General features: G+C 41.6%; 14 protein-coding genes. 4 read left to right on the forward strand and 10 right to left on the reverse strand.

Features of this window, described 5'->3' with window-relative positions; all coding sequences use genetic code 11:
* The first annotated feature begins 119 nt into the window (after positions 1–119).
* The 3 genes from NSP_RS03555 to NSP_RS03565 all read left to right on the forward strand — a co-directional run bounded on the left by NSP_RS03555 (position 120) and on the right by NSP_RS03565 (position 4,811).
* Positions 120–2,129 (forward strand): cation:proton antiporter domain-containing protein, encoded by a 2,010-nt coding sequence (locus tag NSP_RS03555; protein ID WP_006195633.1) that lies wholly within the window; start codon positions 120–122, stop codon positions 2,127–2,129.
* A 65-nt stretch (positions 2,130–2,194) separates the two neighbouring features.
* Positions 2,195–3,238 (forward strand): S-methyl-5-thioribose-1-phosphate isomerase, encoded by a 1,044-nt coding sequence (gene mtnA / locus NSP_RS03560; protein ID WP_006195634.1) that lies wholly within the window; start codon positions 2,195–2,197, stop codon positions 3,236–3,238.
* Between the two features lie 346 nt (positions 3,239–3,584).
* Positions 3,585–4,811 carry a hypothetical protein gene (locus tag NSP_RS03565; RefSeq protein WP_006195635.1) on the forward strand — a complete coding sequence of 409 codons (1,227 nt, stop codon included), beginning with the start codon at positions 3,585–3,587 and terminating at the stop codon, positions 4,809–4,811.
* Positions 4,812–4,838: 27 nt separating this feature from the next.
* On the opposite strand, the gene NSP_RS03570 is transcribed toward NSP_RS03565, so the two are convergent.
* Complete coding sequence (locus tag NSP_RS03570) at positions 4,839–5,984, reverse strand: ABC transporter ATP-binding protein (protein WP_006195636.1); 1,146 nt, start codon at positions 5,982–5,984, stop codon at positions 4,839–4,841.
* A gap of 66 nt (positions 5,985–6,050) precedes the next feature.
* A complete protein-coding gene (locus NSP_RS03575; protein WP_042201971.1) occupies positions 6,051–6,776 on the reverse strand; it encodes a GUN4 domain-containing protein in 726 nt (241 codons plus the stop codon).
* Positions 6,777–7,080: 304 nt separating this feature from the next.
* On the opposite strand from NSP_RS03575, the gene NSP_RS03580 reads away from it, so the two are divergent.
* A complete protein-coding gene (locus NSP_RS03580; protein WP_006195638.1) occupies positions 7,081–8,502 on the forward strand; it encodes an NADP-dependent isocitrate dehydrogenase in 1,422 nt (473 codons plus the stop codon).
* A 225-nt stretch (positions 8,503–8,727) separates the two neighbouring features.
* On the opposite strand, the gene NSP_RS03585 is transcribed toward NSP_RS03580, so the two are convergent.
* The 8 genes from NSP_RS03585 to NSP_RS03625 all read right to left on the reverse strand — a co-directional run bounded on the left by NSP_RS03585 (position 8,728) and on the right by NSP_RS03625 (position 14,847).
* Complete coding sequence (locus NSP_RS03585; protein ID WP_006195639.1) at positions 8,728–9,021, reverse strand: hypothetical protein; 294 nt, start codon at positions 9,019–9,021, stop codon at positions 8,728–8,730.
* Between the two features lie 573 nt (positions 9,022–9,594).
* The gene (locus NSP_RS03595; RefSeq protein ID WP_006195640.1) at positions 9,595–10,701 is read right to left on the reverse strand and encodes a T3SS effector HopA1 family protein; all 1,107 of its coding nucleotides are present in this window, start codon (positions 10,699–10,701) and stop codon (positions 9,595–9,597) included.
* Positions 10,702–10,879: 178 nt separating this feature from the next.
* Positions 10,880–12,070, reverse strand: a complete 1,191-nt coding sequence (locus NSP_RS03600; RefSeq protein ID WP_006195641.1) for a phosphotransferase — start codon at positions 12,068–12,070, stop codon at positions 10,880–10,882.
* An 831-nt stretch (positions 12,071–12,901) separates the two neighbouring features.
* Entirely contained in the window at positions 12,902–13,147 is a 246-nt protein-coding gene (locus tag NSP_RS03605; protein WP_006195642.1) for a hypothetical protein, read from the reverse strand.
* 242 nt (positions 13,148–13,389) lie between these two features.
* Positions 13,390–13,641, reverse strand: a complete 252-nt coding sequence (locus tag NSP_RS03610; protein ID WP_006195644.1) for a hypothetical protein — start codon at positions 13,639–13,641, stop codon at positions 13,390–13,392.
* Between the two features lie 144 nt (positions 13,642–13,785).
* Positions 13,786–14,040 carry a hypothetical protein gene (locus NSP_RS03615; protein ID WP_006195645.1) on the reverse strand — a complete coding sequence of 85 codons (255 nt, stop codon included), beginning with the start codon at positions 14,038–14,040 and terminating at the stop codon, positions 13,786–13,788.
* 144 nt (positions 14,041–14,184) lie between these two features.
* Complete coding sequence (locus NSP_RS03620; RefSeq protein WP_006195646.1) at positions 14,185–14,451, reverse strand: hypothetical protein; 267 nt, start codon at positions 14,449–14,451, stop codon at positions 14,185–14,187.
* A gap of 144 nt (positions 14,452–14,595) precedes the next feature.
* Complete coding sequence (locus NSP_RS03625) at positions 14,596–14,847, reverse strand: hypothetical protein (RefSeq protein WP_006195648.1); 252 nt, start codon at positions 14,845–14,847, stop codon at positions 14,596–14,598.
* Positions 14,848–14,915: the final 68 nt, after the last annotated feature.

A 14,915-nucleotide genomic window follows, 5' to 3' on the forward strand; every position in this document is an offset into this window, starting at 1 on the left:
AGTTTTATAGAGTTTTGAGAAAGTATTAATATTTGAGTCAGTGCAAATTCTGACAAACATTTATGAGACCAGATGCACTAGCGTAGCTTATCGTAGATATCGCAACCCAAGGGCAGGACATGACTGATTTATTAATGACTACCCTCATATCAACACCCATTAAAGACCCCGTACCTGTGTTTTTGATGATTTTGGGGATTATGCTCATCGCTCCCCTGTTATTTGAGAAAATTCGGCTACCTGGAATTGTGGGCTTAATTTTGGCTGGGGTCGTAGTCGGTCCCAATGGGCTGGGATTGTTGGCACGAGATAATACAATTGTGCTACTGGGTACAGTCGGTTTATTATTTCTCATGTTCATGGCGGGACTGGAAACTAGCCTGGATGACATGAAATATAATGCTGATAAGGCTGTGATCTTTGGCTTGGCTACTTTTCTAGTACCTATGGTATTGGGTACTGGAGCCATGATGGCTATCGGCTACGATTTATTGCCGGCTGTTTTGGTTGCATCCTGTTTCGCCTCCCATACCCTGCTAGCATTGCCTGTAGCCAGTAAACTGGGTATTATGCGATCGCAGGTAATGACTACCACTCTGGGAGGGACGTTAATCACTAATATTTTGGCACTTTTAGTGTTAGCGGTGGTGGTAAGAGCGCATGAAGGCAATTTAACTTTACAGTTTTGGCTATTTCTAATTCCCTCTCTGATTATCTACACCTTCCTGATTCTGTGGGGATTACCTCGCCTGGGACGTTGGTTTTTTCAACGCTTTGGACATGACGAAGGGGCAGAGTTTACCTTTGTTTTAGCTAGTTTGTTTGTTGTTTCCTACGCCGCAGAATTAATCCAAATTGAACCAATTATTGGGGCTTTTTTAGCTGGAGTTGCGATTACTCAACTGATACCGCAACTTAGCCCTTTAATGAATCGGATTCAATTTATCGGTAATACGCTGTTTGTGCCATTTTTCCTGATTTCTGTAGGGATGTTGGTTAATCCTATGATTTTAATTCAAGAACCGCGATCGCTTGTAGTATCAGGTGTGATGGTGACTGTTGCTCTTGGCTCTAAGTTTATCCCGGCTTGGGGTGCGGGTAAGTTATTTGGCTTCAATTTTGACAATATTATGGTGATGTTTGGGCTATCGGTAGCTCAAGCTGCTTCTACTCTAGCGGCGATTACTGTTGCTTATAATATCGAGTTGGTTGACCAATTAACTGTAAATGGCACTATCGCCATGATTTTAGTGACTTGTGTTGCTTCTCCTTGGGTGACAGCGCAATGGGGACAAAAAATTAAGCCCGGAGAAGCGACGACTCAAAACCCGAAGACAGGAACCATTGGCGATCGCGTTTTAGTCCCAGTTGCTAACCCCAGAACTGAAGATAATCTCCTACAGTTGGCAATTCTCCTGGCAAAATCCGCTAAAGGAACTCTGCTACCCCTCCACATTTTACTAGAGCAAAATTCCACTATTTCCCCAGAGGATAAAACCAGACAAAACCAATTATTATCAACTGCGGAAATGATTGCCCATGCTGCTGTTACCAATGTTACGCCCATTGGTCGCATTGATGAATCAATTGATAAGGGTATTGCCCGTGTAGCAGAAGAACAACAAGCTAGTGTGATTGTCTGCGGTTGGAAGGGTTACTCTACTTATGAGGAAAATTTATTTGGCGGTGTGATTGACAAAATTGTGAATCGCAGTTCTGTACCAGTTTTAGTCAGTCGATTCCCATTACCAATTGAACATACAGGGCGCGTCTTTATCGCTTTCACGACTCAACAGACTTACGCTAGTTCTTTTAAGCAAAGTATCGAATTAGCTAAAAGCCTGGCGACGGAACTCAAAGCCACCTTACAACTATTACACGTTGTAGCAGTCAGAGGTGCAACTGTGGAACTTACTGGTCTTGAACTACCGCCAGATACACCGATTCTCAAGGTGCGAGGTAATTTTGTCCGCCAAGTTTCTCGGTTACTCAAATCTAATGACCTGCTGGTGTTAAATGGTACTGTTGAACAAAAAACTCAGTTGTTTTCTCTTCTGGGTCATGCGCCGGAAGCGATCGCTCGTAGTCATCCTCAAGTAGCAATGATTATAGCGTATTTTCCTCAGTAGGAAGTTTCACGCACCAGGCGCACCAGGCGCAGAGAGTAGGAGTTGAGTTATTTATCTGGTTTTTTATGCTTTATCCTGTTATTTGGCAAAATGATTCGGTTTCTTTGATTGATCAAACTCGTTTACCTGGTGAGTATACTGTGGTGCAGATTCACCGTAGTGAGGATATGGCACGGGCGATTAAGACGATGATTGTCAGAGGTGCGCCTGCTATTGGGGTGGCTGCTGCTTATGGTATGTATCTGGGGGCGCGGGAAATTACGGCGGAAAATCACCATGAGTTTTTATCAGGTTTGGAAAGGGTGGCCGAGTTGTTGCGTTCTACTCGCCCCACAGCAGTTAATTTATTTTGGGCGATTAGCCGGATGATGAAAACTGCTTACGAAAGTTTGGGAACTGTGGCGGAAATTAAAGAGCATCTTTTGCAAACAGCCCAAGGGATTAATGCTGAGGATTTACAAACCTGTCAGGCGATTGGTGATCATGGTTTGACAGCGTTACCTAGCACTCCTGAAAAGCTGCGGATTCTGACTCACTGCAATGCTGGGGCGTTGGCTACGGCTGGTTATGGTACGGCTTTGGGTGTTGTCCGTTCTGCGTGGCGGGAAGGGCGTTTAGAACGTGTGTTTGCTGATGAAACTCGTCCTCGGTTACAAGGGGCAAAACTTACGGCTTGGGAATGTGTTCAAGAAGGTATTCCCGTTACGGTAATTACTGATAGCATGGCGGCTCATTGTATGAAGCAGGGTTTAATTCATGCTGTAGTTGTGGGTGCTGACCGCATTGCTGCTAATGGTGATACTGCGAATAAAATTGGGACTTATAGTGTAGCGATCGCAGCTCAAGCCCATCATATCCCTTTCTTTGTGGCAGCTCCTTTTTCTACCGTCGATTTTGCCTTAGCTGATGGTAGCAAAATTCCCATTGAGGAGCGTCACCCAGAGGAAATCTACCAAGTGGGCGAGACTATGCTGACACCTTCGGGGGTTGATTTTTACAATCCTGCTTTTGATGTTACCCCTGCTGAGTTAATTACGGCTATAATTACGGAAAATGGGGCATTTACTCCTGGTGAGTTGGCAAAATCTCAGCCTCAGCCAGTCGGTTAACAAATTTCCTATATTCAGCCGCAAACAACTATAAATTTTCGGGTGGGTTACAACAGCGTAACCCACCATGTATAGCAAAAGTCAAAAGTGAAAGACCTGCTGTGACTGGGTTTGAGACTTTTCCTATGTCCTAACAACCTTTTTCTTGCTATAACTTCAATGAAATACACCAAGAATTAGTTGAACACAGATGGACACAGATAAACACAGATAAATCCTGACCTCGGTTAGTTAAGGCGATAAATGCTTTTGTTAACTTTTATTACTGAGTGCAAAAATCTGGATTTGAAGGCTGTAGTTGATTTATATGGGAACCGAAATCGATAAATTGAGAGTCTGAAAACATATGAACAAGTTAATCCCCACAATTGCATTAATTGTTTCCTCAATCCTAATTACGGGTTGTGGTACTTCCCCTACTGATACTGTACGGGACACTACGACTAATAATGTGGAAACAATACAATCCGAATCTCAACTAGATGATTCTACAGTAAATTCTAATGAAACTACTTCATCTACACCAAAGAGTTCTACAGTAAATTCTAATGGAACTAATACTGCCCAGGTAGATCCTAAAAGTCCACCAAAGACAACTGAGGTAGTCAATAGCAGTTCTAGCAGCAATCAAGCTAATAATCAAACGAAATCAGTTGTTAACAAACAACCCAAAATTGGTACAGTTAAAGAATTAGTTACTGGCGATATTATCTGCTACGCGACGCTAGTAGATGAACAGGGAAAAGAATTTCGTGATGGTGCGTCTTTTGAACTGTGTGCAGAATCCGAAAAATATTTAAATAAGAAGGTACGCGCTTCTTATGAAATCGCATCATTAAATGATTGCGAAAGTAATGAACCCTGCGGTAAAAGTCGTCAAGAATCGATAATTTCCCAAATGGAAATTTTGGATAAACAATCACCAACTCCTCCCCAATCAAGTAATTCATCTACTTACAGTAATGGTAAGTGGACAATTACCATTGGTAATAGAAATTCTTGGTCAGGGGTGAACAATACGGGAAATCTCACCTATAAAGGATGTGATGCTCAAGGCAATTGTATCAACTTAACAGGTGGTAAAGTTAGCTGTCGGGATGGTAGATGTGTGACTGGTTGGGTGAATGGAGATTATAGATACATTTTGTCACAACCGATTACTGAAGATGGAAATGGTTCTCCCACCCTCATTGTGAAGCAAGGCGACAAAGAAATCCTGAATGCGACAGGATTTAAAGATAAACAATCACCAACTCCTCCCCAATCAAGTAATTCATCTACTTACAGTAATGGTAAGTGGACAATTACCATTGGTAATAGAAATTCTTGGTCAGGGGTGAACAATACGGGAAATCTCACCTATAAAGGATGTGATGCTCAAGGCAATTGTATCAACTTAACAGGTGGTAAAGTTAGCTGTCGGGATGGTAGATGTGTGACTGGTTGGGTGAATGGAGATTATAGATACATTTTGTCACAACCGATTACTGAAGATGGAAATGGTTCTCCCACCCTCATTGTGAAGCAAGGCGACAAAGAAATCCTGAATGCGACAGGATTTAAACTTGTCTAGCTGAATTTTCTACTCAGGCGATCGCCATTATTCCGGTGAGATTCTGTCACCAGTTGCGGTGTCAAAGACAAACAACTGGTTTAAATCAAGTTGCAAAGACAAGCGATCGCCTGGACGGGGACGAACATCAGCAGATGTCTGAATATTAATCACCCCCATTGAACCGGGTAAACTCGCACGAATCAAAGTTTCCCTTCCCAAAGGTTCCACCACCTTCACCTCAACCGATAACCCTCCCAACTCTTCCTCTTGGCGTACTACAGCCCTGTCGGGCATCGCTGCGCGCGGGCGACTTGGCGGTTCGTCAATCTTAATTGTAATATGTTCGGGACGAATTCCCAAATCAAAACTTTGACCCTGACGTAACTGCACTTTTTCCCTGACAACTGCTGGAACCGCCAACGATTGTCCACTCACATCAAAAACATCATTTTTGTAGATAGCAGGTAAAATATTCATGGGAGGATTCCCCAAAAAAGTCGCCACCATGTGATTAGCGGGAAGTGCATAAATACTTTGAGGATCACCAATTTGCTGAATCCTACCCCGATCTAGCACCACAATTTTATCAGCCAAGGTCATCGCCTCAACTTGATCGTGAGTGACATAGATCGTGGTAATGCCTAATTGTTGATGTAACTGTTTCAACTCTGCCCTAGTATCATCTCGCAACTGGGCATCTAAATTAGACAAAGGTTCATCAAGTAAAAATACTTGTGGTTCACGGGCGATCGCTCGTCCTAATGCTACCCGTTGTTGCTGTCCCCCAGAAAGTTGTTTGGGTTTGCGGTCTAGTAGATGTTCGAGAGAAAGCGAGCGCGCCACATTCACCACGCGTTCTTGAATAATCTTGGGGTCAACTTTCCGCATTTTTAAGCCAAAAGCGATATTTTCCGCCACCGTCATGTGGGGATACAGGGCGTAATTCTGGAATACCATCGCTATATCACGCTGTCTAGCGGGGATATTATTGACCAAGCGATCGCCAATAAACAGATTACCAGATGTCGCCGATTCCAACCCGGCGATCGTGCGTAAAATTGTAGACTTACCACAACCCGACGGTCCGACTAAAACCCAAAACTCTCCATCAGGAATCTCAAAACTAATGTCCTCAATAGCAGTGACATTGTTAAATCTACGCCTAATATCTTCTAAATGAACTTTTGCCATGAGCCAATTTAAAATTTCCAGTTTGAATTTCTGCGGATAAAGGCGAGTCTACTCCTTCTAAGACTATCAATTTTTGGTACTCTTAGACCAAGCAGGGTGAGACAATAACGAAGCCATGACCCGTACCCCCCGCAGTTGATTAGACAGGGGTAAATGACCTTTAGGGGCGCTCAAATCCCAGGTAAACTGGTTTGGGTAGCGTGTCCAGTTATTACCGCTTTTCCAGCCAATTTTCGGCCATAAACTTTCCCAGTTTTTGCCTAAACTCAACCAAATTTCGCGCTGTACCGAAAAGCCAAATTTACCTTCTGAATGGACTAACCAGAGGTTGTTAATCGTTTGTAAGTCAACAATTGGGGCGTTTTCGACTTCCGTAAAATATAACCATTTTCTTTGTACAGCCATTGGCCCTGCTAGTTCACACATTTTTTGGATACTCATGAGATCAGCAGCTTGGAAGTCTTGCATAGCCAGTAACTGTTGCAAAGGATTATAATTAATCCCGCACTCTGATTTTAGAGGTACAATTCCTTCAGGAAAACAGTCAAGCAGAAATTCTTTAACTTGAGGTGCATCAGAGTTATAGAGGACTTGGTAAGCTTTACCATCGATCCAAGTCGCTGGGTGTTCACGTCGTTGCTGTAAAAATTCCATCAACACATCTAATCCCTCGTCGCCCAAGTTAGCCAACTGTGGGATGATTTGCTGTTGGACTTGAACAGACCCAGTGATTAACGATTGTCGAAGGGAGTCGATGTCAGCAGTGCCTGATAAAATCATTTGGTCTGTCATGCCATTAATCGTGTTAGCGTGAGCGTGAAAAAGCGATGGGCTATCGGGTATTTTCCCAGATGAAGTACTGATAGCGAAAAGTAGTTTACTATTTTTGATTGCGCTGCGCGCAGTGCCGAAGGCAATCGTACAAAATTGCAATCGCTTCACTGAATTCAATAGCTTAACCCCAAAGACTGTATAACGGGAATAAGGGGAAAATCTGCGCCTCATGACTTGGTGAACAAAAGACACAGTAAAATTAACCAGCCTGTCAAAGCCAGATTTTTTGGCGGGTGGCGTATCCTTCAGGAGTGTTTGAAATATGTACGACAAGATTATCCCCCCCACAACTGGAACAAAAATCACCTTTAAAAATGGTGAACCGATTGTCCCTGATAATCCAATTATCCCCTTTATTCGGGGCGATGGCACAGGTATAGATATCTGGCCTGCTACCCAAAAGGTGCTAGATGCGGCGGTAGCTAAAGCATACAAAGGTCAGCGTCAAATCAGTTGGTTTAAGGTTTATGCTGGTGATGAAGCTTGTGATTTATACGGTACTTATCAGTATTTGCCTCAAGATACTTTAACAGCAATTAAAGAATATGGTGTAGCGATTAAGGGGCCTTTGACTACCCCCGTGGGCGGTGGGATTCGCTCTTTAAACGTGGCGCTACGGCAAATTTTTGATTTATATGCCTGTGTGCGTCCTTGCCGATATTATGCAGGTACACCCTCGCCTCACAAAAATCCTGAAAAACTGGATGTGATTGTTTATCGGGAAAATACGGAAGATATTTATTTGGGAATTGAGTGGAAGCAGGGAAGTGAAATCGGCGATCGCTTAATTAAAATTCTCAATGAAGAACTCATCCCTGCTACCCCAGAACATGGGAAAAAGCAGATTCCCCTCGATGCTGGTATTGGTATCAAACCCATCAGCAAAACAGGTTCTCAGCGCCTAGTACGCAGAGCGATGAAACACGCTTTGTTATTGCCTAAAGACAAGCAACAGGTAACACTGGTGCATAAGGGCAATATTATGAAGTATACTGAAGGCGCTTTCCGTGATTGGGGTTATGAATTAGTAACCAGTGAATTTCGCAGCCAATGCGTGACTGAACGGGAATCTTGGATTTTAATTAATAAAGAAAAAAATCCTGATATTTCCCCCGAAGATAACGCCCGTGAAGTTGACCCAGGTTATGATTCCCTGACACCAGAGAAAAAAGCGCAAATTGTCCAGGAAGTCGAAACTGTTCTCAGCACAATTTGGGAAACCCACGGAAACGGTCAATGGAAAGCCAAAATCATGGTCAATGACCGGATTGCTGATAGTATTTTTCAACAAATCCAAACCAGACCAGATGAGTATTCTATCCTCGCCACAATGAACTTAAACGGCGATTATTTGTCTGATGCGGCTGCGGCCATTGTCGGCGGTTTAGGCATGGGGCCAGGGGCAAATATAGGCGATGCCTGTGCCGTATTTGAAGCTACCCACGGGACTGCACCGAAACACGCTGGCTTAGATCGAATTAATCCCGGTTCTGTCATTCTTTCTGGTGTGATGATGCTGGAATTTATGGGTTGGCAAGAAGCCGCAGACCTGGTAAAAAAAGGTTTAGGACAGGCGATCGCTCATAGTCAAGTTACATACGATTTAGCCCGGTTACTAGAACCACCAGTAGAACCCTTAAAATGTTCTGAATTTGCCGACGCAATTATCAAACATTTCGATTAATAGTAGTGGCGGGATAATCCCGCCGGCGTTGCTGATTTGAAGTATGAACACCATTTGTGATCATGTCAAAACCACTTGGTTTGTACAACGCCATCCCGCCCTATGTCCTAAGTTTTTCGCAACTCTAAGCAATTTCAATGACCTAATCTATAAATCCAAGTTTCGCCTCCAGGTAATTGACGAAGATAATCATCCATAATTATTGGTAATTCTTTTGGCGAATAACTATAGTAATCCGCTTTGATTTTTGATAGCTTGCGTGGCGTAGCCATACTTACTTGCGTAGGTGGTCCGTGGTCCGTGGGAAACAGCTTTTTGAGTTGTAAGCGCAAAGCGCAGGCTACGCCAACAGAAATCAAATAGGAGTCCTATATAAGTTAAAGATAGAAATTTAATGGCTGTAGTTAAAAGTTGCTGTTTATTCAGCATTACTGATAATTCAGAACGACTATAATTGCCATTTAGCACTTCTAAACTCGCATCAGCTATGGCATATTCAATTATTTCCTCTTTTATCAAATCTTCCCATTCATCTTGATTGATATAATAAGATGTTTTATTGTTAGGACTTACGCAAAATATCTCTCAAACCTTCTTTCCTTCTCCCTTGGCGCTAGCCTCTCCCTTTGGGAGAAGGGGAGACGCTAACGCGGTAAGCGTTCGCGGTAGCGTGCCGGAGGCTCTAGCTATGCCGTTGGCGTTCGCGTAGCGTGTCGCAGACAAGCCTCTCGTAGAGAAGGCTTTACGTGTTCTTCTCCCAAGGGGAGAGGCTAGCGCCATAAGCGTATCGCTAAAGCGAAAGCTCCGCTAACGCGGAGCGTCTCGTAGAGAAGCTATGCCGTAGGCTTTACGTGGTTCATTCTTTCGTAACTTGTGCGTAAGTCCTGAATAAATTACGCAACAAAAATTCCCAGCAAAAGCAGGGTGAAGTTTTGTTGCGCTATTCCATCAAGTTAAATAGACTATTTATCGGGAGCATCGCAAATGTGCAAGTTCAATTTATTTATGGGATTTTGGCTTACAGAAGAATGGAAAAACGAAATTCCGGCTCCCTCTCCTTACTAAGGAGAGGGTTGGGGTGAGGTTCCAATATTAAAACTGCAAAGAAGTAAAGATATCTTCAGAATGGGGATTGAGATAAGGACATTGCAATTCAATTTCCAGCATAGAGAAATGTTTCAGAATAGATTCTAACCTACCTGCTGGCGTATCATTATCTTGCTGCCAAACATCAAGCAAAGCATTAGCAATAATTTGACAACGGTTCATCCCAAAACTTTCCCTATCTGTAAATTTGCTATTTGGTTCTTCCGCCAGAGCTAACCCCGGCGCAAGTAATTTAGTAAACAAAGGCACTGAATCAGCAAAATGTGATTGATTTTCTGTATATACCCTTTCTAATACTGGGCGAACAACTTCATAATTATGTTTATCAAAGTAAAGCACTGCTGAATCACAACGTCCATAATCAGTAGGATTATAGAGTGCTTTAAACGTGAAGGAAATTGGCAGAGCATTGAGTTTTGTAGTCAACCCATCCATCACAGCCACAGCACCGTCTGGAGATAAATTAAAGTAAATCCGTACTATTTCTTGATCACCATGAGCAGCTTCATTACCAACTGCCATATAGAACCCATTTTGTACCACATTTTTAGGCAATTTGATCGGAACTAAACTACCGATAGTTACAGCTTTATCTTCTTGTCGTAAGTGAATATCGCGCTCAATATGTACAGTTAAACCACCCTTATGCACAGCCAAAGCACCATCTGTTTCTTCTTTAACTACCAACCAATCATTACTGAAGTAGCCTTCACCTCTGTTGCTTTCATGTAAGCGGTCATAAAAACCGATATCTACACCCAAAAAGCTATTATTTTCTAAATCCTGATTTAATGCAACATTTTTTGACTCTCCATCTGATGCGAGATTGAGATCCTCTTTTAAAGAACCGTTATAGTAGACACCATAAAGAAAACTACGCAGTTGCACACCTAAATACTTGTTCTGGAGGTCTAAAGGCAATTTTTGAAAGCGAGAAACTGCTTGCTCAGTTAATTCTACGCTTTTATAGTTTGGGTGCTTAATACAATAATGAGAAACGATTTCAACCTTATGAATAATGTCTTGTATTGATGTCTGCAAAGGCTCAGGAATATTAGCTAGTTGTGTTTGTAGCGAATCTAATAGTTGCATAAGAGATTACCTGTAAATAAGAGAGTGTGTTGAAAAGATTGTAGAGACCCGATTCATCGCGTTGAAGAGAGCGTGTAGAGTGAAAATCGTTTTGATTAAGTAGTCCTAGTCATTAGTTATTCGGGGTGTATACCCTGCGGTTTGTGGATGTGGTTAACTAATGACTAAGGACTAAGGACTAATGACTCTTCGTCGCAGATGAATATTTTTTGGGAGTCAAATCCGAAGCATCCATACCGAAAATAGTTGGTATAGATGCTTCTGGGCGACACAATAAACTCTTGGCGACTTGGAGCATACTGATACCAGGATTACCAAAGGTTTTTTCGTGCTGGAGTGTGGCTTGAATAGATTGAATTAAGCCTAAACCGCAAAACTGCACTACTCGCTGTAAGAAATCAGGACGATCTTCTAGAATTTGGGGGAATTCAGCCAAATAAGCTTTAACCAGTGCAGCAAGTGAAGGACGGAGTGTTTGTAACGGTGTTGTAGCTAAACGTAAAGATTCTTCAATTTCCATTCCTTTACCGACAACTACGCTATACAGCCACAATTGCAGGTAGCTGGCGAGCAATGAGCCTAAATCGTTAGCTGGGTCTCCCCAAGAACAGCGTTCCCAGTCAATTAAGCGAATCATGCTTTCGTCTGAGGATGAGCTATTTAAATTCACATCTTCCCAATTTAAGGAGATGAGAATGTTGTTCAGCTTCATGTCGTTATGAGTCAAACAGTAGGGAGTGTAGGAATTTCCTAATTGTGCGATCGCCTGACCCAAACTGTCGTAACGTTGATATAGAGCAAAGAATTTCAACCCATCAGATGGAACATTACCAAAAATTTCCGGCGTAATTCTATCCATTCTCTGATTGAGCTTAGGAGCCTCTGGAGTTACTCCATCCTGGGAATTTTCAAAGAACTCCCGATACTCAGGACGTTGAACACTGACGCGATGAATTAACGCCAGAATAGTGCCAATTTTGGTCGCCACCTGTGTAGGATAAATATTCTCCTTAGTGTAGAAATCCGCCACATCTCGATAATTCTTGAGATAGTTGAAAATAATGATCGAATTTTCCGCATCAAAATGTACCGCTTCCGAAAGCAAAGGACGTACATAGCTAAGTTCTGGGTTTTGTTGCAAAAACCCATGAATGCGCCATTCCTGCACAAACTCGCCCGCAGTTTTTCCTTCTCGGTTGTGGCGCTCTTGCTTAACTAGAAGTTTTTTATCCTCTGATAAGCTGAGTAATAAATTAAAGTTTTTCGCAGGTTTTAATTCAATATTACTCAATGAACGTTCTTCTTCCGAACATAATCCCAGGGGAATTAGGTAATCAAAAACATTTTGATAGCTTAATAAAAATGGCATAGCGTTAAATACTCCTCAGTAATGTGAAAACTTGTTCCTGGTTAATCAAGAAACTGTAAAACCAGAGAATTCCTATCCAAGCATTGATTGCACACAACATTTTATGAGTGATCATCTCAATTTGAATTCAATAAATAGAACGGGGTAAACTGAACAGGTGCAAAGTTAAAATCAGTCGTAGTAATAAATGATTGTGCTAGGGACACGATACTGTAGATAGCAAATGCTGATAACATAAAATCCATCAGCCTATAACTAAAATTCAGCATTTGATGGAAAGCATAGTCCAAAGCATATTCATTACCCCCATATATAGATAGGAAACACGTATCTGTTATTTCAACTAAAAAGCTTTCTGAGTTCGTAGAGTGTAGTTCGGAAATGATAATTCCTGCCATTTACTTGATTCCTAGACAAATTATTGATTAATGAGTTAATTATCCTGGTTTCAGTAATTCCCTCAATCATTAGTCAACTAATCTGCTATCACAACTCAGATAAAACTGTTATTTATTTGCAATCTTTTATAACTACCAAACTAAATACATTTAATTTAGGTGGTTGAGCAATTTTGGCGACTGTCGAAATATTTATTTTAATTAAGTTTCAATTCTATTGTCGAATTACAGCATATATTTTTCAATCTGGCTGGCTATTAGGGTATCTTAGTATTCATAACCCAGATTAAGATAATAGTTTGCAATTGTAGATTATTTGTGAACTTTTTGCTTTCACTTCACTTTGTATTCTGAGGTTTTATTTCAGATAAAATTGCTTACTTTTTACCTTTTATCTCAAGACAGCCATCAAGATTAATAATTAACTACAAAGCTAGAAGCGCCGTCTATGCCCATAGTATGGTTGACTATATGACTTAGCCACATAAGTAGCATGACCAATGGCATATGTACCGACAAATGTTCCAGTTAATGCAGTGAATGTAATTATGCCACCGACAACATTGTATTCACCCAGAGAGCTAGAATCGACATCGCTCAGTTCATTCAGAAAGTTTTCGGAATCGTCGAACAGTTCAGAGCCAGTAGCGTATAGTTGAGAAACAGTGATAGTTGCCATGAATTACTCCTAAAAGACTTGTGGAATTAAATGGTAAATTACGGAATTTTGTCGGCTCTTTGGGGATTTTTAGTAATCAAATCATGCCTTTTCTCCCTAAAGAGCCATTGATTTCATGTGAAGAATTGTTGGTTTCAGTGAAAATTTGAGAGCGTTGAATTTGGCTGGCTCTTAGGGATTTTGGGTAATCAAATCATGCCTTTTCTCCCTAAAGAGCCATTGATTTCAGTTGTTAACTAGAGTTAGTAAATACCAGTTATGCTGAAGGATTTAGCCAAGATAGTTACGTGTTCAACAGCATATGTAATTACAAATGCTTCAGCCAACTTGGTCAATGTACTAGCATTGCTGGCGACGTAGGTAGCACCTGTAGCGACGGTAACTTGTCCACCAGAGATAGAATCGACATCGCTGAATTCATTCAAGAAGCTTTCAGAATCGTGGAATAATTCAGAACCAGCAGCGTGTAATTCAGAAAGTTTGATATTAGCCATGATGTACTCCTAAAAGACTTGTGAAGACTTGTTGGTTTCAGTGAAAATCGAGAGCGTTGAATTTGGCTGGCTCTTAGGGATGTTTGATTATCAAACAATACCTTTCATCCCTAAAGAGCCATTTATTTCAGTTGTTAACTAGACCTAGTAAACACCAGTTATGCTGAAGGATTTAGCCAAGATAGTTACGTGTTCAACAGCATATGTAATTACAAATGCTTCAGCCAACTTGGTCAATGTAAAAGGATTACTGGCGGCGACTACGGTAGCACCTGTAGCGACGGTAACTTGTCCACCAGAGATAGAATCGACATCGCTGAATTCATTCAAGAAGCTTTCAGAATCGTGGAATAATTCAGAACCAGCAGCGTGTAATTCAGAAAGTTTGATATTAGCCATGATGTACTCCTAAAAGACTTGTGAAGACTTGTTGGTTTCAGTGAAAATCGAGAGCGTTGAATTTGGCTGGCTCTTAGGGATGTTTGATTATCAAACAATACCTTTCATCCCTAAAGAGCCATTTATTTCAGTTGTTAACTAGACCTAGTAAACACCAGTTATGCTGAAGGATTTAGCCACGATTGTGACATGCTCAACAGCATATGTAATTACAAATGCTTCAGCCAACTTGGTCAATGTACTAGCATTACTAGCAACGTAGGTAGCACCTGTAGCGACAGTACCAGTAGCGATGGTAACTTGTCCACCAGAGATAGAATCGACATCGCTGAATTCATTCAAGAAGCTTTCAGAATCGTGGAATAATTCAGAACCAGCAGCGTGTAATTCAGAAAGTTTGATATTAGCCATGATGTACTCCTAAAAGACTTGTGAAGACTTGTTGGTTTCAGTGAAAATCGAGAGCGTTGAATTTGGCTGGCTCTTAGGGATGTTTGATTATCAAACAATACCTTTCATCCCTAAAGAGCCATTTATTTCAGTTGTTAACTAGACCTAGTAAACACCAGTTATGCTGAAGGATTTAGCCACGATTGTGACATGCTCAATCGCATATACAACTACAAACGCTTCAGCCAACTTCGTCAGTGTCAAAGGATTGCTGGCGACGTAGGTAGCACCTGTAGCAGCAACTGCTCCTCCACCAGAGATAGAATCGACATCGCTGAATTCATTCAAGAAGCTTTCAGAATCGTGGAATAATTCAGAACCAGCAGCGTGTAATTCAGAAAGAGTGATATTAGCCATGATGTACTCCTAAAAGACTTGTGAACTTGTGAACTTGTGAAGACTTGTTAGTTTCAGTGAAGATCAAG

The sequence above is a fragment of the Nodularia spumigena CCY9414 genome (genome assembly GCF_000340565.2).
In the GTDB taxonomy this organism is placed as follows: domain Bacteria; phylum Cyanobacteriota; class Cyanobacteriia; order Cyanobacteriales; family Nostocaceae; genus Nodularia; species Nodularia spumigena.